The sequence below is a fragment of the Nocardiopsis sp. TSRI0078 genome, assembly GCF_001905145.1.
GTDB lineage: Bacteria > Actinomycetota > Actinomycetes > Streptosporangiales > Streptosporangiaceae > Nocardiopsis.
In genome coordinates this window covers 18210-41781 of sequence record NZ_LWLB01000016.1, presented here as the reverse complement: position 1 = coordinate 41781, position 23572 = coordinate 18210, and the positions used below count along the sequence as shown (strand labels likewise).

General features: G+C 72.4%; 18 protein-coding genes. 15 read left to right on the top strand and 3 right to left on the bottom strand.

Features of this window, described 5'->3' with window-relative positions:
• Window positions 1–87 precede the first annotated feature (87 nt).
• Together A6A08_RS27985 and mmuM are read right to left on the bottom strand one after the other, a co-directional pair.
• Complete coding sequence (locus A6A08_RS27985) at window positions 88–237, bottom strand: hypothetical protein (RefSeq protein WP_158069280.1); 150 nt, start codon at window positions 235–237, stop codon at window positions 88–90.
• Between the two features lie 198 nt (window positions 238–435).
• The gene (mmuM, locus tag A6A08_RS13645) at window positions 436–1359 is read right to left on the bottom strand and encodes a homocysteine S-methyltransferase (RefSeq protein WP_083609107.1); all 924 of its coding nucleotides are present in this window, start codon (window positions 1357–1359) and stop codon (window positions 436–438) included.
• Window positions 1360–1565: 206 nt separating this feature from the next.
• On the opposite strand from mmuM, the gene A6A08_RS13640 reads away from it, so the two are divergent.
• The 15 genes from A6A08_RS13640 (at window position 1566) to A6A08_RS28215 (ending at window position 20070) form a co-directional block, all read left to right on the top strand.
• Window positions 1566–3233 (top strand): UDP-N-acetylmuramoyl-L-alanyl-D-glutamate--2,6-diaminopimelate ligase, encoded by a 1668-nt coding sequence (locus A6A08_RS13640; protein WP_073702972.1) that lies wholly within the window; start codon window positions 1566–1568, stop codon window positions 3231–3233.
• Between the two features lie 375 nt (window positions 3234–3608).
• On the top strand, window positions 3609–5057 hold the full coding sequence (gene murF, locus A6A08_RS13635; protein ID WP_073702971.1) for a UDP-N-acetylmuramoyl-tripeptide--D-alanyl-D-alanine ligase: 1449 nt from the start codon (window positions 3609–3611) through the stop codon (window positions 5055–5057).
• A gap of 41 nt (window positions 5058–5098) precedes the next feature.
• Window positions 5099–6127, top strand: a complete 1029-nt coding sequence (gene mraY / locus A6A08_RS13630; protein WP_378700760.1) for a phospho-N-acetylmuramoyl-pentapeptide-transferase — start codon at window positions 5099–5101, stop codon at window positions 6125–6127.
• Between the two features lie 2 nt (window positions 6128–6129).
• Complete coding sequence (murD, locus tag A6A08_RS13625; RefSeq protein ID WP_073702969.1) at window positions 6130–7590, top strand: UDP-N-acetylmuramoyl-L-alanine--D-glutamate ligase; 1461 nt, start codon at window positions 6130–6132, stop codon at window positions 7588–7590.
• Window positions 7591–7755: 165 nt separating this feature from the next.
• Window positions 7756–9204 carry a putative lipid II flippase FtsW gene (gene ftsW, locus A6A08_RS13620; RefSeq protein WP_073702968.1) on the top strand — a complete coding sequence of 483 codons (1449 nt, stop codon included), beginning with the start codon at window positions 7756–7758 and terminating at the stop codon, window positions 9202–9204.
• Window positions 9201–10361: an undecaprenyldiphospho-muramoylpentapeptide beta-N-acetylglucosaminyltransferase gene (gene murG, locus A6A08_RS13615; protein ID WP_073702967.1), complete on the top strand. Its 1161-nt coding sequence runs from the start codon at window positions 9201–9203 to the stop codon at window positions 10359–10361. The genes ftsW and murG overlap by 4 nt, the downstream gene beginning before the upstream one ends.
• On the top strand, window positions 10358–11818 hold the full coding sequence (gene murC / locus A6A08_RS13610) for a UDP-N-acetylmuramate--L-alanine ligase (RefSeq protein WP_073702966.1): 1461 nt from the start codon (window positions 10358–10360) through the stop codon (window positions 11816–11818). The genes murG and murC overlap by 4 nt, the downstream gene beginning before the upstream one ends.
• 94 nt (window positions 11819–11912) lie before the next feature.
• Window positions 11913–12641 carry a cell division protein FtsQ/DivIB gene (locus A6A08_RS13605; RefSeq protein WP_073702965.1) on the top strand — a complete coding sequence of 243 codons (729 nt, stop codon included), beginning with the start codon at window positions 11913–11915 and terminating at the stop codon, window positions 12639–12641.
• 496 nt (window positions 12642–13137) lie between these two features.
• Complete coding sequence (gene ftsZ, locus A6A08_RS13600; RefSeq protein WP_073702964.1) at window positions 13138–14733, top strand: cell division protein FtsZ; 1596 nt, start codon at window positions 13138–13140, stop codon at window positions 14731–14733.
• A 343-nt stretch (window positions 14734–15076) separates the two neighbouring features.
• Window positions 15077–15796 (top strand): peptidoglycan editing factor PgeF, encoded by a 720-nt coding sequence (gene pgeF, locus A6A08_RS13595; protein WP_073702963.1) that lies wholly within the window; start codon window positions 15077–15079, stop codon window positions 15794–15796.
• A gap of 211 nt (window positions 15797–16007) precedes the next feature.
• A complete protein-coding gene (locus A6A08_RS13590; protein WP_073702962.1) occupies window positions 16008–16736 on the top strand; it encodes a YggS family pyridoxal phosphate-dependent enzyme in 729 nt (242 codons plus the stop codon).
• Window positions 16737–16872: 136 nt separating this feature from the next.
• Window positions 16873–17400, top strand: coding sequence for a cell division protein SepF (locus A6A08_RS13585; RefSeq protein WP_073702961.1), 528 nt, complete (start codon window positions 16873–16875; stop codon window positions 17398–17400).
• Between the two features lie 39 nt (window positions 17401–17439).
• Window positions 17440–17724 carry a YggT family protein gene (locus A6A08_RS13580; RefSeq protein WP_073702960.1) on the top strand — a complete coding sequence of 95 codons (285 nt, stop codon included), beginning with the start codon at window positions 17440–17442 and terminating at the stop codon, window positions 17722–17724.
• Between the two features lie 133 nt (window positions 17725–17857).
• A complete protein-coding gene (locus A6A08_RS13575; protein WP_073702959.1) occupies window positions 17858–18727 on the top strand; it encodes a DivIVA domain-containing protein in 870 nt (289 codons plus the stop codon).
• Window positions 18728–18822: 95 nt separating this feature from the next.
• Window positions 18823–20070 carry a hypothetical protein gene (locus A6A08_RS28215; RefSeq protein ID WP_073702958.1) on the top strand — a complete coding sequence of 416 codons (1248 nt, stop codon included), beginning with the start codon at window positions 18823–18825 and terminating at the stop codon, window positions 20068–20070.
• A gap of 69 nt (window positions 20071–20139) precedes the next feature.
• On the opposite strand, the gene ileS is transcribed toward A6A08_RS28215, so the two are convergent.
• Window positions 20140–23340: an isoleucine--tRNA ligase gene (gene ileS, locus A6A08_RS13565; protein WP_073702957.1), complete on the bottom strand. Its 3201-nt coding sequence runs from the start codon at window positions 23338–23340 to the stop codon at window positions 20140–20142.
• Between the last annotated feature and the right edge of the window lie 232 nt (window positions 23341–23572).

Below are 23572 nucleotides of genomic sequence, written 5' to 3'. Positions count from 1 at the left end.
CAACTTCCGGGGAGCAGTGCAGACGGGGGTGCGGGCCTTGTGCTTCCGGGGCATCTCACCCGGTGCGTACCGGCACCTCAGCGCGCCTCATCCCAGGAGGGTGAGCAGACCGAGGCCGCCGACGTCGGGGAGCACCTGGGTCACGGTTTCCACGACAGCGGCGGCGGGGCTGGCGGCGGCAAGGGACCCGACCAGGACCAGGGCGATGACCGTCAGCGTCCGGCTGGTGTTCTTCATGGCGAACCCGTCCCTTTCCGTGTCTGCGTGCAACCTTCGGTTACTGGGAGTGTCCAGGGGTGGAGGCCACGGAACCGCCTCACCGCAGGTCGAGGACCTGGAACCCGCGCACGTCACGCGGGTGACGTGAGCACGTCATGCCTACCCCTTGAGGGGCCACTTCCCGGGGGCCGAGGAACATCGGAACAGGGTCCGGCGCTAAGCCTCCTGCTGGCCGAGGGCGCGGTCCAGGTGGGCGCGCACGGAGCGGATGTGCTCGGGGCCGGTGCGGCAGCACCCGCCCACGAGCACCGCTCCGGCCGCGTGCCATTCCGCGGCGGCCCGGCCGAACTCCCCGGGCTCGCTCGTGCCCGTCCAGCGCCGGCGCGCCGCGTCCCAGGCCTCGCCCGAGTTGGGGTAGGCCACCGCCGGCACACCGGCCGCGGCGACGGCACGCACCAGCGCCGGGACGTGCCGGGGAGCCGTGCAGTTGACACCCGCCGCCACCAGCCGCCCGGCGGCGTGCAGCGGGGCGAGCTCGGCGACGGCATCGCGCAGGGGAGTGCCGTCGCTGACGCGCTCGCCGTCCCGGCAGGAGAAGCTGATCCACGCGCGGGTGCCGGAGGACTCCTCCAGCAGCCGGGCCAGGGCCCGCGCCTCGGGCACCGACGGGACGGTCTCGCAGGCGATCAGGTCCGCCCCGGCGTCGACGAGCACCCGCCACCGCTCCCGGTGCCAGGAGTACAGGCCGTCCTCGTCCAGGTCGTAGTCGCCGGTGTACTCCGAACCGTCCGCCAGCGCCGCGCCGTAGGGGCCCACCCCGGCCGCGACCAGACCCCGGCCGAAGGCGTCGCGTTCGGCCCGCGCCAGCTCCACCGACCGGGCGATCAGCGCGCGGGCCCCGGCCTCGCCGACGCCCCGGGCGGTGAACGCCGGAACGCTCGCCTGGTACCCGGCGGCGATCGCCACGTCCGCGCCCGCCTCGAAGTAGTCGCGGTGCGCCCGGCGGATCAGCTCCGGCGCCTCGGCCAGCAGCCGTGCCGACCAGAGCCCGCCGCCCAGGTCGCAGCCGTAGGACTCCAGGCGGGTGGCCAGCCCGCCGTCGAGCACCAGCGGACGCCCGCCGGAAGCCGTTCCGAGCATGCCGAACCTCCACATGCGAAGACCCCCTCCAGACTAGGGCGCGACGTCCCGCCCGTGGCCGACGGGCCACCGGGCGGTCATCGACTCGTCCGACGCGGCGGGCGTAACCTGGGCCGAACGCCCGGTTCGGGAAACTCCGGCGAACGCAGCGTGGAAATTACCGACCGGTCGTCCGCAACGGTTAACCTCCACACGTGCCACCGGTAATGCGACCTGAACACACGCCACTTCGTCCCCTGTCCGCCCTCGCAGCGCTGCTCGGGCCGGACATCACCTTCCTGCGCCCGGACCTCGGCGCGGACCGACCCCCCGAGGTGCCCGACAGGGAGGTACACGTACGGGGCATCACCCACGACTCCCGGAAGGCGGGGCCCGGTGACCTGTACGCCGCGCTGCCCGGGACCCGCGCGCACGGCGCCGACTTCGCCGCGCAGGCGGCCGAGGCGGGCGCCGCCGCGATCCTCACCGATTCCGCGGGGGCGGAGAGGGCGGCCGCCACCGGACTGCCCGTGATCGTGGTCCCCGACGTGCGCGCCGCGCTCGGCAGGGCGGCCTCGTGGATCTTCAAGGAGCCCGCGCAGGACCTGCTGCTGATCGGCACCACCGGCACCAGCGGCAAGACCACCATCACCTACCTGGTCGAGTCCGGTCTGCGCCACGCCGGCATGCACACCGGCCTGATCGGCACCGTGGAGATGCGTGTGGGCGACGAGCGCGTCGTCTCCTCGCTCACCACCCCCGAGGCCACCGACCTGCACGGCCTGTTCGCCCTCATGCGCGAGCGGGGCGTCACCGCCGCCGCCATGGAGGTCTCCAGCCACGCCCTGGCGCTGGGCCGGGTCGGCGCCGCGCGCTACGACGTCGCGATCTTCACCAACCTGTCGCAGGACCACCTGGACTTCCACTCCGACCTGCGCGACTACTTCGACGCCAAGGCCCGCCTGTTCACCCCCGAGTACTGCGACATCGCGGTGGTCAACGCCGACGACCGGTTCGGCCGGGCCCTCGTGGACATGGTGGAGGCCGACGGCAGCGTTCCCGTCACCACCTTCTCCGTGGAGGGCCACACCGACGCCGACCCCGCCAACGCCATGGAGGCCGACTGGCAGGCCGTGGACGTGCGGCTGGGCGCCACGGGCAGCACCTTCCGCATCGTGGGTCCCGGCGGGATGGAGGCGGCCGCCTCCATCGCCCTGCCCGGGCCCTTCAACGTGTCCAACGCGATGGCCGCCATCGTCGGCCTGGTCGAGGCGGGCCTGCCGCTGGAGACCGCGATCGCCGGGGTGGCCGCCGCGCCCGGCGTGCCCGGCCGTATGGAGCCGGTCGTGGCGCGCGAGGTCCCCCACGCCTTCCAGGACTTCACCGCGCTCGTCGACTACTCCCACAAGCCCGGCGCCATCGAGGCGGTCCTGACCGCCCTGCGCGCCACGACCGAGGGCGCCGTGACCATGGTGATCGGCTGCGGCGGCGACCGCGACCGCGCCAAACGCCCGCTCATGGGCGAGGCCGCCGCGCGCCTGGCCGACCAGGTGGTCATCACCAACGACAACCCGCGCACCGAGGACCCCGTCGCCATCGCCTCGTCGATGCTCGAAGGTGTCGCCAAGGTCCCCGAGGACCAGCGGGCCCGCGTCACGGTGGAGTTCGACCGGGCCGAGGCCATCCGCCTGGCGGTCGAGCGCGCACAGCCGGGCGATGTGGTGGTCGTCGCCGGCAAGGGCCACGAGACCGGCCAGTACGTCAAGGGCGAGGTCCTGCCCTTCGACGACCGCGAGGTGCTGCGCGGGATGATCGAGGAGCACCTCGGTATGAGCGCCCGCGAGCGGCTCGGCGTCGCCCTCCAGGACGTCCACAGGGTGCCTGACGGGGGATGACACGCCGGGGCTCCCCGGCCGGAGCCGTCCGGCGGGAGGGGGCGCGGGCCGTGTCCGCGCCCCCTCCCGCGCCCGGGGCGCACAGCGCCGTGACGCATCGCCGGGGCGACCGAACGGTTACGAAGCGGAGCATATTGCTGCACACGGGCCCTGGAGGGACCCCGGACTCCCCAATATGTTCTAAGGTAGGTCCGGCAATCGCAGCCCGACACGTGCCGCCCACGGTGGCGCCCACGACGCGGCCCATGCCGACACCGTGGTGAGGCCCGGCGCGGCAGCGCACGGCTTCCGCGGTGCCATCCCCTGACCTGACTCCGGCCGGGTGGCCAGCCGCCCCTGTGGCGCCGTGGACCGGGCCTGACATGAGGAGTGGATTTGATCGCGCTCACGCTCGATCGGATCGCTGAGATCACCCAAACCGCCCTAGGCGGATCAGCGCGCCCCGACGCCGTCGTCGACGGCCCCGTCGTCATCGATTCGCGGCAGGCAGCGCCCGGAGCGCTCTTCGCCGCCCTGGGCGGTGAGCGCGTCGACGGCCACGACTTCGTCGCCTCCGCGGTCGGTGCCGGAGCGGTGGCCGCCCTGGTCTCCCGCCCCGTCGACGCACCGCACCTCCTGGCCGAGGGCGGGGACGACGGGGTGGTCGAGGCGCTGACCCGGCTCGCCCGGTACACGGCCCAGGAACTCAGCGACCCCCGGCGCGGAGTGGAGCGGACCGAGATCGTCGCGGTCACCGGCTCCTCCGGCAAGACCACCACCAAGGACCTCATCGCGCAGGTCGTGGGCCGCGCGGGTCCGACCGTCGCCCCGGCGGGCTCGTTCAACAACGAGATCGGCCACCCCCTCACCGTGCTCCGCGCCGACGCCGGCACCCGGCACCTGGTCCTGGAGGTCGCCGCCCGGGGCATCGGGCACATCGCCCACCTGTGCCGCGTGGCCCCGCCCCGGATCGGGGTGGTCCTCAACGTCGGCAGCGCCCACATGGGGGAGTTCGGCGACCGGGACACCATCGCCAAGGCCAAGGGCGAGCTGGTCGAGTCGCTTCCCCCCGGCTCCGACGGCAGGGGATCCGGCGGGGTCGCCGTCCTCAACGCCGACGACCCGAGGGTGAGCGCGATGGCCTCGCGCACCCGGGCGCGCGTGGTCACCTACGGACTGGCGGAGGACGCGCACGTACGCGCCACCGACGTGGTCATGCGGGAGACGGGCGCCCCCTCCTTCACCCTCCACCTGGGCGGGAGCCGGGCCCGGGTGGACCTGGCGCTCGTGGGCGCCCACCAGGTCTCCAACGCGCTGGCCGCCGCGGCGGTCGCCGACGAGCTCGGCATGGGCGTCGACGACGTCGCCGAGGCGCTCGCCGCGGCCGCCCCGGTCAGCCGGTGGCGCATGGAGGTCACCGAGCACGCGGGCGCCACACTCGTCAACGACGCCTACAACGCCAACCCCGAGTCCATGCGTGCGGCGCTGGCGACTCTGGAAGCGCTCGCCCGGGAGCGCCGCTCGATCGCCGTCCTCGCCCACATGGCCGAGCTCGGCGAGAACGGCCGCGTCGAGCACGAGAGGATCGGTGAGCTGGCCGCCCGCACGGGCGTGGCCCACCTGATCGTGGTCGGGGAGGCGGCCGAGGGCATCGCCGCCGGCGCCGAGGGCGCCGCCAGGCAGGGGCTGTGGCAGGGCGAGAGCGTCCGTGTGGCGGACGCCTCGGAGGCCGCAGCGGCGCTGCGCGAACGGTTGCGCACAGGAGACGTCGTCATTGTGAAGGGATCGCGCGTGGCAGCTCTCGAAAGGGTCATCGACCTCATTACCGAAGGTGATGCCCAGTGATCGGCATCTCCATCGCGTCAGCCCTGGCGCTGGTCGTCTCCATGGCGCTGATGCCGACGCTGATCAAGCTCCTGTACCGGTTCAAGTTCGGCCAGGAGGTGCGCGACGACGGCCCCGAGGGCCACAAGACCAAGCAGGGCACGCCCACGATGGGCGGCATCGTCATCATCCTCGGCGCGGTGGTGGGCTACTTCGGCTCCCACCTGGTGCTGTGGCTGGTGCAACCCTCCTCCACCGGACCCACCGCCTCCGGCCTGCTGGTCATGTTCCTGTTCGTCGGCATGGGCTGCGTCGGCTTCCTCGACGACTTCATCAAGATCTACAAGCGCCGCAGCCTGGGCCTGCGCAGCGGCGCCAAGATGGTCGGCCAGGCCGTCGTCGGCGTGGGCTTCGCCTACGGCGTCACCCAGTTCCCCAACGGCTACGGCTACACCCCCGCCGCCCCCAGCCTCTCCTTCCTCCGCGACTTCGGCCCCCCGCTGATGATCGGCCTGTTCGTCCTCTGGGCGCTGTTCCTCATCGTCGGCTTCTCCAACGCGGTCAACCTCACCGACGGCCTCGACGGCCTGGCCACCGGCGCGACCATCCTGTCCCTGTGCGCCTACGTCATCATCGGCAACTGGCAGCTGCGGCAGTCCTGCGTGTCCTACCTGTCCGACAGCTGCTACACGGTCCGCGACCCCCTGGACCTGGCCGTGGTGGCCGCCGCCGTGCTCGGCGCCTGCATCGCCTTCCTGTGGTTCAACGCCCCGCCCGCCAAGATCTTCATGGGCGACACCGGCTCCCTGGCCCTGGGCGGCCTGATCGTGGGCCTGGCCATCACCACCCGCACCCAGCTCCTGCTGCTGCTCATCGGCGGCCTGTTCGTCATCATCACCATGTCGGTGATGGTCCAGATCACCTCCTTCCGCCTCACCGGAAAGCGCGTGTTCCGCATGGCACCGCTGCAGCACCACTTCGAGCTCAAGGGCTGGGCCGAACCCACCATCGTGATCCGGTTCTGGATCATCCAGGGCCTGTTCGTGGCGATCGCCATCGGACTCTTCTACCTGGAATGGATGCCGAGGTAGGCATGGCGCACCACGCTTCCGACACACCGAACGACCCGGTCCCCGGCCCGGACGGGCTGAAGGGGCGGCTGGTCTGCGTCGCCGGCCTCGGCGTGTCCGGGCCCCCGGTGGCCAGGGCGCTCCTGGCCCGCGGGGCCCGCGTGACCGTCGTCGACGGCCGCGACGACGACACCGTCCGCCCCGTCGCGGCCCAGCTGCGGGAGGCCGGGGCCGAGGTGGTCCTGGGCGGTACCCCGCTGCCCGAGGGCTGCGACCTGGTCGTCACCTCGCCCGGCTGGCGCCCGGACTCCCCGATGCTGGTCCGGGCCGCCGAGGCCGGGATCGAGGTCATCGGGGACGTCGAGCTCGCCTGGCGGCTCAAGCCCGCCGACCAGGTGTGGCTGGCCGTCACCGGCACCAACGGCAAGACCACCACCGTACGGATGCTGGAGGCCATGCTCCGCGCCGACGGCCGCGACGCCCTGGCCGTCGGCAACGTCGGCACCCCCGTCATCGACGCCGTGCTGCCCGGCGCCGACGGCCGCGTCCACGACGTCCTGGCCGTGGAGCTGTCCAGCTTCCAGCTGCACTGGTCCTCCAGCGTGCGCCCGCACGCCGCCGCCGTGCTCAACGTCGCCCCCGACCACCTGGACTGGCACGGCGGGCTCGACCCCTACGCCCGCGCCAAGGGCCGGGTGTTCGCGCCCGGGACCATCCGCGTGGCCAACACCGCCGACGCCTGGTCCACGCGCCTGGCCGAGGAGGACGGCGACCCGCACACGCCCCTGGTGGGCTTCGGCCTGGACACCCCCCGCGCGGGCGAGCTCGGCGTGGTCGAGGACCTGCTGGTGGACCGGGCCTTCGTCGCGGAGCCGCACAGCGCCGCCGAGGAGCTGGCCACGCTCGCCGACGTGCGCCCGGCCGCGCCGCACAACGTCGCCAACGCCCTGGCCGCCGCCGCGCTGGCCCGGTCGGTGGGTGTGGCGCCCGCGTCGGTGCGGGCGGGACTGGCCGCCTTCGAGCCGGAGCCGCACCGCATCGCGTTCGTGGCCACGGCGGGGGGCGTGGACTACGTCGACGACTCCAAGGCCACCAACCCGCACGCCGCCGCCGCGTCGCTGGGCGCCTACCCCTCCGTGGTCTGGATCGCGGGCGGACTGCTCAAGGGGGCCGAGGTCGACGAACTCGTGACGATGGCCGCCGACCGGCTGCGCGCGGCCGTGCTCATCGGCGCCGACCGGGCCCGCCTGCGCGAGGCCCTGGCCGAGCACGCGCCCGAGGTACCCGTGGTCGAGGTCGAGGGGCCCGCCGCCGACGCACCGGAGGGCCACACGGTCATGGACGCGGTGGTCTCCGCCGCCGCCTCCCTGGCGAAGGAGGGGGACACCGTGCTGCTGGCACCGGCGGCCGCCTCCATGGACATGTTCACCAACTACCCCGAGCGGGGACGCCTCTTCGCCGAGGCCGTCGACCGACTGCTCTGAGTAGCGCCTACCCGCCCGTGCGTGACCACGAGCGCGCGGGCGGGCTTCGGCATGCCCTCCATCACCCTCTCAGCGGCCAAAGATGGCCAACACGCGGAAAATGTCCACGGTTCCCTACCCGCGCGTACGCCAGTATTGAGGCGCTGAATCGTGCGGAGGGTGTGGATGGCGGCGACGACGGCGGTTCCCGGGACGGCCCGGCCCAGAGGGCGCGCGGCGTCAACGGGACGCGCGGTGACGAAGGGGCGCGAGCGCGTCCTGTGGCGTGAGTGGGCGCGGTCCCTGGACCGGCCGCTCACCTCCTACTACCTGATCCTGGGCACCGGGGCGCTGCTCATCGCCCTGGGCCTGGTCATGGTGCTCTCGTCCACGATGGTCGACTCCATCAGCGAGACCGGCTCGGCCTTCTCCACGTTCCAGAAGCAGCTGGTCTCGGCCGCCATCGGCCTGCCCCTGATGATCCTGGCCTCCCACATGCCCCAGCGGGTCTTCCGGCTGGTCGGCTACCCGGCGATGATCGTGTCGGCGGCGCTGCTGCTGCTCACCGTCTTCCAGGGCGTGCAGATCAACGGCGCCACCCGCTGGCTGGACATCGGCGGCCTGGTCGTGCAGCCCTCCGAACCCGCCAAGCTCGCCTTCGCCCTGTGGGGCGCCAACATCCTGGCCCGCAAGGACGAGCTGCGCGAGCTCACCGAGTGGCGGCACCTGCTCATCCCGCTGCTGCCCGGCTGCGGCCTGCTGGTCCTGCTGGTGATGCTGGGCTCCAACCTGTCCACGGCCCTGGTGTTCCTGGTCACCTTCCTGGGCCTGCTGTGGGTGGTCGGTGCGCCGGGCAGGCTCTTCGTGGCCATGTTCGGCCTGGTCCTGGGCCTGGCCGTCATCGCCATCGCCATCGAGCCCTACCGCATGGCGCGCGTCACCAGCTTCCTGGACCCGGGCGCCGCCGACCCGCTGGGCGCCGACATGCAGTCCCTGCACGGGCTCTACGCGCTGGGCACCGGCGGGGTCCTCGGCGTGGGCATCGGCGCCAGCCGTGAGAAGTGGGGCTTCCTGCCCTTCGCCGAGTCCGACTTCGTCTTCGCCATCATCGGCGAGGAGTTCGGCCTGCTCGGCACCCTGCTCGTGCTCGCCCTGTTCGGTGTGCTGGGCTACGCCGGACTGCGCGTGGCCTTCCGCGTCAAGGAGCCCTTCCCGCGCCTGGCCGCCTTCGCCATCGTCACCTGGATCCTGGGCCAGGCCATGGTCAACGTGGGCGCCGTCATCGGCCTGCTGCCCGTCACCGGCGTCCCCCTGCCCCTGGTCTCCTACGGGGGCTCGTCGCTGGTCTCCACCATGGCGGCCCTCGGTGTGCTCCTCGCACTGGCCAAGACCGAGCCCCAGGCACAGAAGGCCCTGGAGGCTCGAGGTCCCAGCCGGGTGCAAAGGGCTCTAAGCTGGCTGGGCCTGGAGAATGCCGCTGCCTCGGTGAACAACCGCGGCGCCGCGCCCTCCAGGCGCGCCACCACGGCACGCGGTCCGCGTACGGCGAACCCCCGCGGTGGCGGGACGACGGCCAAGCACAGGAGCGGACCGGTCCCCGCTGGTGACCGGCCAAGGAGGAATAGGCGACGATGAGGGTAGCCCTCGCCGGAGGCGGCACGGCCGGGCATATCGAGCCCGCACTCTCCCTTGCGGACGCGCTGCGGCGCGCCGACCCCAGTACGGAGATCCTCTGCCTGGGCACCGAGCGGGGCCTGGAGACCCGCCTGGTGCCCATGCGCGGCTACGAGCTGGGACTGATCCCGGCCGTTCCCCTGCCGCGCAGGCTCACCCCCCAGCTGCTCACCGTGCCGGGCAAGCTCGCTGGCGCGCTCAGCGCCGCGGGCGAGCAGCTGGACCGGCTGCAGGCCGACGTCCTCGTCGGCTTCGGCGGATACGTGGCCACCCCCGGCTACCTGGCCGCGCGGCGCAGGCGCATCCCCATCGTCGTGCACGAGGCCAACCCCCTGCCGGGCCTGGCCAACCGACTGGGCGCGCGCCTGACCCCGCACGTGTACACGGGGCACCCCCACACCCAGATCCGCAACGGCCGCTTCGTCGGCATCCCCCTGCGCCGGCAGATCACCACGCTCGACCGCCTGGCGATGGGGGACAAGGCGCGTGCCTACTTCGGCCTGCGCCACGACCTGCCCACCCTGCTGATCTTCGGCGGCTCCCAGGGCGCCCAGCGCATCAACGAGACCGCCTTCGCCGCCCGCGACGCCTTCCGTGACAGCGGTGTGCAGGTCCTGCACGTCGTCGGCCCCAAGAACGCCGAGGAGCCCCAGGACCTCACCCAGGCGGGCGTCCCCTACGTCGCCGTGCCCTACGTGGACCGTATGGACATGGCCTACGCCGCCGCCGACATGGCCATGTGCCGCTCGGGCGCGATGACCTGCGCCGAGCTGACCGCGGTTGGCCTGCCCGGCGCCTTCGTGCCCCTGGCCATCGGCAACGGCGAGCAGGCGCTGAACGCCGAGCCCATCGTCCAGGCGGGCGGCGGACTGATGGTCGGCAACGCCGACGTCTCCGTCGAGTGGATCACGAGCCAGCTCATCCCGGTGCTCACCGACACCGACCGGGTCGTGGCCATGTCCGAGGCGGCCGCCCGGATGGGCCGCCGCGACGCCGACATGGAACTGGCCCGCGAGGTCACGGCCATCGCCCGCGGCGACAAGCCCACCCCCGACCTGCCGCTGCCCGACGACGACGGCGACGAGGTCCTCTACGACGACGGGAAGGACACCCGATGAGCCTGGTGAGGCCGACCGAGCCGGTCCCCGTCGACAAGCTGGGACGTACCCACTTCATCGGCCTGGGCGGCGCGGGCATGTCCGGTATCGCCCGCGTACTGCTGCAGTCCGGGGTGGAGGTCTCCGGCAGCGACGCCCGCGACAGCGACACCCTGCGCGAGCTGGAGGAGATGGGCGCCGACGTCCACGTGGGCCACGCCGCCGAGAACCTCGGCACGGCCGAGACCCTCGTGGTCTCCTCCGCCATCCGCGAGGACAACCCCGAACTGGTCGAGGCGCGCCGCCGGGGCCTGCGGGTGCTGCCCCGGGCCGCCGCCCTGGGCGCGCTGCTGCTGGGCCGCGAGGGCATCGCCGTCTCCGGCACCCACGGCAAGACCACCACCACCTCCATGGTCACGGTCGTGCTCCAGCACCTGGGGGTCGACCCCGGCTACGTGATCGGCGGCAGGCTGGTCACCACCGGCCTGGGGGCCGACGCCGGCATGGGCGAGGTCATCGCGGTGGAGGCCGACGAGAGCGATGGCTCCTTCCTCATGCTCTCGCCGAAGATCGCCGTGGTCACCAACGTCGAGGCCGACCACCTGGACAACTACAGCGGCATCGAGGAGATCCACGCGGGCTTCGCCTCGTTCGTCGACCGCGTCGAGCGCACCCTGATCGTGGGCGTCGACGACCCGGGGGCCCGGCAGGTGGCCGAGCTGGCCCGCGAGCGCGGGAAGAAGGTCCTCACCTACGGCGAGGCCGAGGACGCCGACTACCGGATCACCCGGGTGCGCGCACGCGGTTTCACCACCGAGTTCACCGTCCGGACCGCGGACGGCGAGCCGGTGGACGGCCTGCTCGCCGTCCCGGGCCGCCACAACGTGCTCAACGCGGCCGCCGCCGTCGCCGTCGCCGACGAGCTGGGCCACGACCTGGAGGTGGCGGTGGAGGGCATCGCCGACTTCGCCGGTGCCGCCCGCCGCTTCGAGCTCAAGGGCGAGGCCGGGGGCGTGGCCGTCTACGACAGCTACGCCCACCACCCCACCGAGATCGAGGCCGACCTGCGCGCCACCCGGGCGGCTCTGGAGTCCTTCGCCGAGCAGGCGCGCGAGGAGGGCCAGGAGTACACGGGGGGACGCGTCGTCGCGCTCTTCCAGCCGCACCTGTACAGCCGCACCCGCATCTTCGCCGAGGACTTCGCCGCCGCGCTGGGCCTGGCTGACGAGGTCGTGGTGATGGAGGTCTACGCCGCTCGGGAGGACCCCGAGCCCGGGGTCACCGGCGAGCTGATCACCTCGCGTGTGGACCACGACCGCGTGTGGTACGTGCCCGGCAGGGACGAGGTCGTACGCAGGGTGGCCGGACTGGTCCGCCCCGGCGACATCGTGCTCACCATGGGCGCGGGCGACGTCACCGAGCTGGGTCCGCGCATCGTGGACACCGTCGCGGGGGCGGACGACGGCGCCCGGGGCTGATCGCGGGGCCGTGCCGCCCGCCCACGCGCCGGGCCGTCCCTGACGGGGGCGGGAGGGCACGGAGCAGGACGAGCGCACAGTAGGGAGGGCGCAGGTGGACGTTGAGCGGGACGGGGCCGCCGGGAGGACCGGGACGCGCGGGGGGTCCGACCCGTGGAAGGTCGCCTTCGTGGCGCTGCTGGTCGTCGCCCTGGTCTGCGTGGTCACCTGGATCCTGCTCGGCTCCCGTCTGCTCGTGGTCCGCGACGTCGCGGTCACCGGCGTGGAGCGCGTCTCCGCGGAGGAGGTGGTCGCGGCCGTGGGCGTGCCCACCGGCACCCCCCTGCTCCGGGTCGACCTCGACCAGAGCGGCGAGCGCGCCGAGTCCCTGTCCCTGGTGGAGTCGGCCACGGTCACACGCGGCTGGCCCGCCACCCTGGAGGTCGAGGTGGTCGAGCGCCGGCCCCTGCTGGCCGTCAGGGTGGGGGAGGAGTACCGGCTCGTGGACGGCGACGGCGTGCGCATCGAGGACTCCGAGCACCGCCCCGACACCCACCCGCTGCTCCGGGTCACCGGGGAGATCGAGGGCAACGGCGGCGTCCGCGCGGCCGCGGACATCGTCGAACGGGTTCCGGACCCCCTCCTCTCCCGGATCCGGCTCATCGACGCCACCGAGGCCGACGCGATCGTCGTCGAGCTCGGCGACGGTTCCCGCGTCGAGTGGGGGTCGCCGGAGGGCACGGACGACAAGAGCGCCGTCCTGCGGGCGCTCATGAGCGAGCACCCGCCGCAGGAGGGGCGTGTGTACGACGTGGCGACCCCCGACCTGGCCATCGTCAGGTGAAGCGTTGCCCAGGACCCGGAAAAGGAGGGGACGCGGCGGGCGGGGCCGCTCCTCGCCCGGCGGGGGCGCCTCCCGGCCGGGCGCGTCCGGGTGCGGGAGGGTCCGCGCGGACATTCCAGACGCGACGCGCCGGGAGCGCACATCGCTTCCCCGTGTCGTGCGACGTTAGGCTGAACTCGTCACCGGTTGCCCGTGGTCGGCGGTCCGCTTACTGTCGGGAAGCACAACCAACGTCAACAAAGCAGCAAAACACGCTTTTCGGGTACGCAGGAACCGTTCCACCCCGTTTCACGGCGGACCACATGGGTCCCGCCAGTCAGACGGAAGACGGAACCGGCGGCCCGGGGTCCCCCGATCACGGCGTCACGCACGTTTCGTCGGGGAACCCGAAACGCACACTGTAGAACCGGATGCCGGTCCGGCGGCGTTGTCCGGTGGCACACAGCCACCGGAGGCGGAGGCGGAACGGCGTATGCGAGCGGAAAGGCCCCTCGTCGTGGCAGCACCGCAGAACTACCTCGCGGTCATCAAAGTCGTCGGCATCGGCGGCGGCGGTGTCAACGCCGTCAACCGAATGATCGAAGAGGGGCTCAAAGGCGTCGAGTTCATCGCCATCAATACCGACGCCCAGGCGCTGTTGATGAGTGACGCCGACGTCAAGCTCGACGTCGGCCGCGAACTCACCCGCGGCCTCGGAGCCGGAGCCAACCCCGACGTCGGCCGCAGGGCCGCCGAGGACCACCGGGAGGAGATCGAGGAGGTCCTCAAGGGGGCCGACATGGTCTTCGTCACCGCCGGTGAGGGCGGCGGCACGGGTACCGGCGGCGCCCCGGTCGTGGCCAACATCGCCCGTTCCCTGGGCGCCCTCACCATCGGTGTGGTCACCCGCCCCTTCGGCTTCGAGGGCAAGCGGCGCGCGACCCAGGCCGAGTCGGGGATAGCGATGCTCCGCGAGGAGGTCGACACGCTCATCGTGATTCCCAACGACCGGCTGCTGTCCATCTCCGACCGCCAGGTCAGCGTGCTGGACGCCTTCAAGGCCGCCGACCAGGTCCTGCTCTCCGGTGTGCAGGGCATCACCGACCTGATCACCACACCGGGACTGATCAACCTGGACTTCGCCGACGTCAAGTCGGTCATGTCGGGGGCGGGGTCGGCACTCATGGGCATCGGATCCGCGCGCGGGGACGACCGGGCGGTCGCGGCGGCGGAGATGGCGATCTCCTCACCACTGCTGGAAGCGAGTATCGACGGCGCCCACGGTGTGCTGCTGTCCATCCAGGGCGGCTCCGACCTGGGACTGTTCGAGATCAACGAGGCGGCACAGCTCGTCGCGAACTCGGCGGCGCCCGAGGCCAACATCATCTTCGGCGCCGTCATCGACGACGCCCTGGGCGACGAGGTCCGCGTCACCGTCATAGCGGCGGGGTTCGACGAACCGGAGATCGCGGGCGCGGTGGTGAGGGAGCGCCGTCCGGTGGACCCTCCTGAGGCCGTCGTCCCCAAGGCAGGCATCACGTCCGCCAAGGAGGAGTCGTCCGCTCCGGCGGCGCCCGCCGAGGCGGGCGCGAGCGGGACGTCGGCCACCAGCATGCCGTGGATCACGCAGAACCGTTCGGCCGAGCCCGCCCCGGAGGCGGCCCGTCCGCAGACGCCGCCGGTCCAGCAGCAGCCCGTGCAGCAGCAGCCGGTCCAGCCGCAGCAGACCCAGCAGCAGCCCGTGCAGCAGCAGCCCGTGCAGCAGCAGCCGGTCCAGCCGCAGCAGCAGGTCCAGCAGCCGGTCGAGGCCGAGCCCGCTCCGCAGGAGCAGCCCGCGCCGGCCGAGCCGGAGCAGGCGGCGCACACCCCGGCCCACGGCGCCTCCGCGTTCACGGCGCAGGCCCCGCACTCCGCCCCGGCGGCCGAGCCCGTCGAGAACGAGGAGCCGCAGGACACTCAGGAGGAGGCGCCCGCCTACGGGGAGAGCCAGCCCGGCCGCATCCACGCCGTCGCGGACTCCACCGCCGAGCGGCGCGGGGAGGCTCCCACGCCCCGGCGCCGGGTCATCTTCGACGACCCCGACGACCTGGACGTGCCGGAGTTCCTCAAGTAGAAGCCCCGCCCGGGACCTCTCGGCCCGGGAACGGGGGCCTCGCACGGGCCCCTGGAAGGGGCGGTGAGTCTCCGGGCCGCCGCGGCGGGGCCTCGTCGGGCGCATCGGCGCGACCACCTCCGCCGCAGGCCGTCGGCGGCCGGCCGCCGGGTGCTCCGGCCGGGCGGGCCCGCGACAGCGGTGGTAGGGTCCTGGACCGAGGGGACGGCGGGGCCGGAACCGGCCACTTTTCTTCCTTCCTCGGCACGACCCTTCGGCCCGGCCGGGCCGAAGGCGACCGCGCCGGCTCCATGGTCCGCGACGCGGACCGTGCCCCTCCCGAGGAGCGGGAGGACGCGAACGGATGGGCAACGTCATCGATCTGGGGCACGGGATACGCGCCGCCGTCACCGAACGGCGCGGAGGGGTGAGCACCCCGCCCTACGACTCGCTCAACCTGGGGCTGGCCTCGGGCGACGACCGCGAGGCGGTACTCGCCAACCGCAAGACCACCGCCAGGGACCTCGGATTCGACGCCGACCGGATCGTGTGGATGAACCAGGTGCACGGCGCCGACGTCCTCGTGGCGACCGAACCCGGCGACGTGGGCACCTGCGACGGTGTGGTCACCACCCGCCCGGACCTGGTCCTGGCCTCGCTGTCCGCCGACTGCCTTCCCGTCCTGGCCGCCGACGCCGAGGCGGGCGTGCTGGGCGCCGCCCACTCCGGACGTCTCGGCACCGCCCGCGGGGTGGCCGCCAACCTGGTCGCGGCCATGGCCGACCAGGGCGCCCGGCCCGACAGGACCACCGTCCTCCTCGGCCCGGCGATCTGCGGCGGATGCTACGAGGTGCCGCCGCGGGTACGGGACGAGACCGCGCGCGACACCCCCGAGGCGGCCTGCACCACCCGGAAGGGCACCGCCGGAGTGGACATGCGCGCCGCCGTCACCGCCCAGCTGCGCCGGGCGGGCGTCACCGACGTCCGCGCCGACGGCCGCTGCACCCTGGAGAGCCCCGAGCTGTTCTCCCACCGCCGGGACGCGCCGACCGGAAGGTTCGCGTCCTTCCTCTGGCGGGCCTGACTGTCGTACCGGGCCGCCAGGATGTGTTCCAGGGCCACAAGGGACACACAGATGCTTCCTGGTTCCTGTGACCCGCCCATCCCGCGCGCCCCACCGCTTCCCGGTCGGGAAGGGGTGCGCAGGCGCCGTGTCATGGCAGGCCGGCGTGGTGTAGTAGGTACGAGGGTGCTGGAAGTAACAGCAGTGGGATCCGTCCCAGGAAAGGAGGACCGTGACACACGCCGACCCCGCTCGCGTCGAGCGGGTCCGCGCCAACCTCGCCGCCGTACGGGCCAGGATCGAGGCGGCCTGCGCCAAGGCCGGCCGGGACCCCGGGGAGGTGTCGCTGGTCGCCGTCACCAAGACCTATCCGGCCTCCGACGTACGGATCCTCGCCTCCCTCGGAGTCACCGACGTGGGGGAGAACCGGGACCAGGAGGCGGCCCCCAAGGCGGCTGAGACCGCCGACCTCGGTCTGACCTGGCACTTCGTCGGCCAGCTGCAGACCAACAAGGCCAGGTCGGTGGCCTCCTACGCCGACGTCGTGCACTCGGTCGACCGCGCCAGGCTGGCGCGGGCCCTGGGCGAGCGCGCCGCCGCGGCCGGCCGCCGCCTCACCTGCCTGGTCCAGGTCAACCTCGACGAGGACTCGCGGGCGGGGGTGATCGGGCCGCGCGGAGGCGTCGACCCCGGTGACGCGCTCGAACTCGCCGCACGCGTCGACGAGCACGAGGCGCTCACCCTCGGCGGTGTGATGGCGGTCGCCCCCCGCGAGGGCGATCCCGGTGACGCGTTCGCACGGCTCCGCACGGTCGCCGACCGGATCCGGGACCGCCACCCGCGGGCGACGGTGATCTCCGCGGGTATGAGCGGGGACCTCGAAGCGGCGATCGAGCGAGGCGCGACACACCTGCGACTCGGTACGGCGTTGCTCGGCAACCGGGAACCGATCGTGGGGTAATGTCCCCACATAGACCTTGGAGCCCGTCTGTGGAATTCGCCCCAATGGGCGCCCACCCCCGAAAGCACGGGGCCGGACGGGTCAGTACGGAGGAGTCGGCTGCGGTGAAGGCCGCGGGGACGACGGAGGACATGAGATGGCCGGCGCGATGCGCAAGATGGCGGTCTACCTCGGCCTCGTGGAGGACGACCGTTACGATCACCGCTATGCGGACGAATATGATGAGTTCGACGATTTCGACGAGGGAGTGGACGAGCAGCGCGCCCGCGACGCTGACAGCCCACCCGGCGAGGAAGCACGAGGCGACGCAGTGACGGACCCCGGCGGCTACCTGGGCACAGGTGAACGACGCGGTGGCACGACCACGACCGCCTCCACCGCCGACCTCGCTCGAATCACGACGCTCCATCCCCGCACCTACAACGAGGCGCGTACCATCGGAGAGCACTTCCGGGAGGGCACGCCGGTGATCATGAACCTGACCGAGATGGTCGACAGCGACGCCAAGCGTCTGGTCGACTTCGCGGCTGGCCTGATCTTCGGTTTGCATGGCAGTATCGAACGCGTCACCAACAAGGTGTTCCTGCTGTCCCCGGCCAACGTCGAGGTGACCGCCGAGGACAAGGCGCGGATCGCCGAGCGAGGGTTCTTCAATCAGAGCTAGAACATCACATTTGTCCAGAGATTGGGTCGAGGAACGACCGTGAGTATCGTGTCCGTGCTGATCATCCTGCTGCAGCTCTTCATTTTCGTGCTGTTGGCGAGGGTGATCCTGGAGATGGTGCAGTCCTTCTCCAGAACGTGGCGCCCCACGGGGTTCGTGCTCGTGATCGCCGAGATCGTGTACACGATCACCGACCCGCCACTGAGGTTCCTGCGCCGGTTCATCAAGCCGGTACGCCTGGGGAGCGTCGCACTTGATCTGAGCGTCCTGGTCCTCTTCATCGGGGTGTACATCTTGATGGCCCTGCTCAGGCCCTTTGCTTAGCAGGGAGGGAAACGGGGGGCGGAGGGTCCGCCCCGATTCCGCTATGTGGTCTTGGTCATGATCCGGATTGCCGTAAGGTCACGATCAGGTAGCGTCCCTACGGACAGACTCCAAGCGCGCCAAGGAGACGAAGATGCCGCTAACACCCGCCGATGTGCGGAACAAGCAGTTCAGTACCACCCGGCTCCGACCGGGATACGACGAGGAAGAGGTCGACGCCTTTCTCGACGAGGTCGAGTCCGAGCTCGACCGGCTGATCCAGGAGAACGAGGAACTGCGCGGCAAGCTGGCCGAGTGCCTGCGGGGCAAGGTACCCAACGCCGGTATGCAGGACTTCCAGGAGCAGGGCCCTGAGCAGCACGAGCAGATGCGCCCCGAGCCGGTCCAGGCTCCCCAGGCCGTCGAGCCGCAGCCCCCGGCCCAGCAGCAGATGCCGATGACCGGCGCGAACCTGGCCATGGGCGGCGAGGAGAACATGGACACGGCCGCCCGCGTCCTGGCCCTCGCCCAGCAGACCGCCGACCAGGCGATCTCCGACGCGCGCCGCGAGGCCGACGAGACCCTCGGCCGTGCCCGCCACGAGTCCGAGGACATCCTCGGCAAGGCCCGCCAGCAGGCCGACCAGATCATCGGTGAGGCCCGCGCCCGCTCGGAGAACCTGGACCGCGACGCCCAGGAGCGCCACCGCCAGGTCATGGGCAGCCTCGTCCAGCAGCGCGAGGAGCTGGAGCACAAGGTCAACGTCCTCAAGGGCTTCGAGCGCGAGTACCGCAGCCGCCTCAAGGACTACTTCGAGCGCCAGCTGCGTGAGCTCAACGAGGAGAACAAGCCCGCGGAGCCGAACCCGAACACCACGGGCGGCTTCCAGACGATGGCTCCGCAGACCGGCGGTACGCCCGCTCTCCAGCAGCACGGCCCCGCGGCGGGCAACCCGTTCGGGCAGCCCGAGCCCGCCCAGCACGGTGGGTTCCACCCGGGCGAGGCTCCGCACGAGCGTCGCTGAGTACCCGGCGGCATCTTGTTCCGAACAACTGAAGACTCCGGCACAACACGTGTAAAGGCCCTGGTCGATCCGTGATCCTTAGCATCCTCGCAACCGTGGCGGTGCTGGCGGCCATCGCCGTCATCACGGCCGCCCTGGTTCTCGCCGAGACCGTCCTGGTGTACGTCGCACTGGGACTGGCAGGCATCAGCGCCCTCCTGCTGCTGGGGGCGCTCGTCCGGGGAAGGTCCGGCGGGGACGGCCCGGATCGCTTCGGGACGGACGGTTTGGGGAAGGCGTCCGTCCACACCGCGACCGCCCACACGGCGGCATCGGGCACACACGTGGAGCCGGAGCACTCCGGGCGCGTGCCCGCGCCGGTCTCCGGACCGGCGCGGGAGTTCCCCGGCCAGGAGCACCACTCCTGGCCGCCCCCTCCTCAGCCACCGGACGACTCCGGTCACGAGGAGCCGGAGTACGACGTTCCCCGCTGGCAGACTCCCACGGCCCACGAGTGGCCGGAACCGGACACGGCGGCCTCCGGCCCCGCCCCGGCCGAGGAGGAGCCCTCCCGCTGGGAGACCCCCGACGGGAGCGGCTGGCAGGTCCCGGCCCGGGCATCCGGGGAACGGACGTCCGACACGGCTTCCGAATCCGGCCCCGGGAACGGTGGGCACGCCCCGGACGCCTCTCCCTTCTCCTACAGCGTTCCCGACGGCTCCTCCGAGGGAGCGGTCGAGGGGGACGTCTCCGGCGAGACCTCCTCCGAGGTTTCCTGGGACCGGGTGGAGGAGGCGGACCGGGCGACCGGGGAGGACGTCTCCGACGGCTCCGGGTACCGGGTGGAGGAGGAAGAGGACCAGACGGCCGGGGAAGCGGACGAGGCGGACGACACGGCCGCCGACCCCCCGCGGCCCGCCTTCTCCTACAGCGTTCCCGACGGCTCCTCCGAGGGAGCGGTCGAGGGGGACGTCTTCGACGAGACCTCCTCCGAGGCTTGCGGGGAGCGGGTGGAGGAGGCGGACCGGGCGACCGGGGAGGACGTCTCCGGCGAGCCCTCCGGCGAGACCTCAGGGGACCAGGCGGAGGAGGCGGGCGTCGGTACCGAGGACACGGACGATCCGGAGACCGCCCCCTTCGAGGCGGTCGCCGAGGCCCCGGAGCCGGTGGCCGCGCGCGGTGCGGAGGAGGACGGCGCCGCCCGTGGCGAGGACGACGGTGAGGGGACCGGGACCTTCGGCGACGAGGGCTCCGAGCGCTCCGCGCCCTTCAGCTACCGCGTGCCCGTCGGCCCCCCGGCCGGGGAGGACGGCTCCGCCGCCTCGGAGCACGACCCGGGCAGCGGCTCCGGCGACGGCCGCTGAACCCGTACACGAAAAGGAACGGGCGCCACTCCCACCGGAGCGGCGCCCGTTTCGCGCTGCCGGGTCCGATCAGGCCCGGCGGAACCCGAAGGCCACACCGAACTCCTCGGAGGAGGCGGTGTACAGGTCCCCGCCCGGGTCGCCGGGCGCGAACGTGTCGGCCAGGACCTCGGCGGCGATCGCACGGCCGTGCTCGTCGAGCGCCAGCCCGGTGGCCTCGTCCGTGGCCGCCCACCACACCTCGATGCGGTCCGACACGTCCAGGCCGCTCCTCTTGCGGGCGTCCTGGAGCATCCGGACCATCTCGCGGGCCAGGCCGGCGCGGCGCAGCTCGGGCGTGAGCTCCAGGTCCAGGGCGACGGTCTCACCGGACTCGGAGGCCACCGCCCAGCCCTCGCGGGGCTGCTCGGTCACCAGCAGCTCGTCGGAGTTGACCTCCACCGGCTCGTCCTCGACGTGTACCCGGGCCCAGCCGGTGTCGCGCACCTGCTGCACCAGAGCGGCCGGGTCGGCGGCCTGGATGGCCTTGGCCACCAGGGGCGTGCGCTTGGCGAACCGCTTGCCCAGCGCGCGGAAGTTGGGCTTGACGATGTAGTCCACCAGGTCGCCGCCCACGGAGGACAGCGAGTCCAGCGCGGTCACGTTCAGCTCGTCCGCGATCTGGCCGCGCAGCTGCTCCGGCAGGTCGGCGAAGCCCGGGGCGCCCACCAGGGCGCGGGCCAGCGGCTGGCGGGTGCGTACCGCCGAGTCCACACGGGCCGAGCGGCCCAGCTCCACCAGGCGGCGGGTCAGCGCCATGTTGCCGGACAGCTCCGGGTCGATGAGGTCCTCGCGCACCTTCGGCCACGGGGCCAGGTGCACCGAGTCCGGCGCGCCGGGGCGGCGCAGCGCCGACCACACGTGGTCGGTCAGGAACGGCACGATCGGCGCCATCAGCAGCGTGACGGTCTCCAGGGCCTCGAACAGCGTCGCGAAGGCCGCCGCGCCCTCGGGGGTGTCGGCCCCGCCCCAGAAGCGGCGCCGGGAGCGGCGCACGTACCAGTTGGACACGTCGTCCACGAAGGCGGTCAGGCGGCGCCCGGCCGTGGTGGTGTCGAAGGAGTCCATCGCCTCGGTGACGTCCCGGACGACCTCGTTCAGCTCCGACAGCAGCCACCGGTCCAGCAGCGGCCGGTCCTCGGGCTCGGGCGCCGCGGCCAGCCTGGAGTGGTCCCAGCCCTCGCCGGCGTTCGCGTACAGGGTGAGGAAGGAGACGGTGCTGTAGTAGGTCAGCAGCACCTTGCGGACGATCTCCTCCAGGGCGGAGTGGCCCACCCGGCGGGCGGTCCACGGTGAGCCGCTGGCCAGCATGAACCAGCGCAGCGCGTCGGCGCCGTGCTGGTCCATCACCGGGATCGGCTCCATGACGTTGCCCAGGTGCTTGCTCATCTTGCGGCCGTCCTCGGCGAGGATGTGGCCGAGTACGACCACGTTCTCGAAGGAGTTGCGGCCGAACACCAGGGTGCTCACCGCCAGCAGCGAGTAGAACCAGCCGCGGGTCTGGTCGATGGCCTCGGAGATGTACTGCGCCGGGAAGTTGGCCCGGAAGGTCTCCTCGTCGCGTTGCGGGGCGCCCCACTGGGCGAAGGGCATGGACCCGGAGTCGAACCAGGCGTCGATGACCTCGGGGACGCGGCGGGCCACCCGCTCCTCCTCGGGCAGGGAGGGGTCGGCGTCCGGGTCGGGGATGACGATGTCGTCGACGTAGGGCCGGTGCGGGTCCAGGGAGGACAGGTCCTGCCCGCTGAGGCGGCCCAGCTCCTCCAGGGAGCCCACGCAGATCTGCCGGCCGTCGGGGAACTCCCAGATCGGCAGCGGGGTGCCCCAGTAGCGGTTGCGGGACAGCGCCCAGTCGACGTTGCCGCGCAGCCACTCGCCGAAGCGGCCCTCCTTGACGTTCTCCGGCACCCAGTTGGTGGCCTGGTTCTGCTCGATGAGCGCGTCCTTGACCGCGGTGGTGCGGATGTACCAGGACGGGAGCGCGTAGTACAGCAGCGCCGTGTGGCAGCGCCAGCAGTGCGGGTAGGAGTGCTCGTAGGCCACGTGGCGAAAGAGCAGGCCGCGGTCCTTGAGGTCGCGCACCAGGGTCTTGTCGGCCTCCTTGAAGAACACCCCGCCCACCAGGGGCAGGTCGGCCTCGAAGGTGCCGTCCGGGCGGACCGGGTTGACCACGGGCAGGCCGTAGGCGCGGCACACCAGCATGTCGTCGGCACCGAAGGCGGGCGACTGGTGGACCAGGCCGGTACCGTCCTCCACCGTGACGTAGTCGGCGAGCACGATGTAGTGGGCGGGCTCGTCGAAGGGCACCAGGTCGAAGGGACGCTCGTAGGTCCAGCGCTCCATCTCGTCGCCCTCGAAGCTCTCGCCGGTGAGCTCCCAGCCCTCGCCGAGCACCTTCTCCAGCAGCGGGCGGGCCACGAGCAGGCGCTCGTTCCCGTCGGTGGCCACCACGTACTCCACCTCGGGGTGCACGGCCACGGCGGTGTTGGACACCAGCGTCCACGGGGTGGTCGTCCACACCAGGAGCGAGGTGGGGTGGTCGGGCGAGGCCAGCGGGCCGGAGGTCACCGGAAAGCGCACGTACACCGACGGGTCGGTGACGGTCTCGTAGCCCTGGGCCAGCTCGTGGTCGGACAGGGTGGTGCCGCAGCGCGGGCAGTAGGGGCTGATCCGGTAGTCGCGGACCAGCAGCCCCTTGTCCCAGATCTGCTTGAGCGCCCACCACACCGACTCCACGTACTGCGGGTCCATGGTGCGGTAGGCGTCGTCCATGTTCACCCAGTAGCCCATGCGCTCGGTCATGGCGGTGAAGGCGTCCACGTTGCGCAGGACGGACTCGCGGCAGCGGTCGTTGAACTCGGCGATGCCGAAGGACTCGATGTCCTTCTTGCCGGACAGGCCCAGCTCCTTCTCCACGGCGACCTCGACGGGCAGGCCGTGGCAGTCCCAGCCCGCCTTGCGGTCCACGTGGTAGCCGCGCATGGTGCGAAAGCGCGGGAAGACGTCCTTGAACGCGCGGGCCTCGACGTGGTGTACGCCGGGCTGGCCGTTCGCGGTGGGCGGACCCTCGTAGAAGACCCAGTTGGGGCCGCCGCGGGTCTGGTCGAGCGAGCGCTGGAAGACGTTCTCCTTCGACCAGCGGCCGAGGATCTCGCGCTCCATGGCGGGCAGGTCGATCTGCGCGGGCAGCTGGGGCAGCGCTCGGGATTCGGGCCGGGGGTCGTTGGCCACCGTCGTACCTTTCCATCAGGGGTGTTCCTGACGGAGGGACGAGGCGCGCGGCCCCGCGGTACCACCCTCCTTGGACCGCGGCCGCGTCGCTGGACGGCGGGCGGCGGATCCCTCTTCGTTGCGCTGTGCCGGTTCTACTGGGGTGCCCGTCGCGCGGGCGCCTGTTCCTCCGGCGGCTCCGGGGTGATCTTCGCGCTGGTCGTGCCCCCGGGCTCCCACCGCCCCCGGGTCG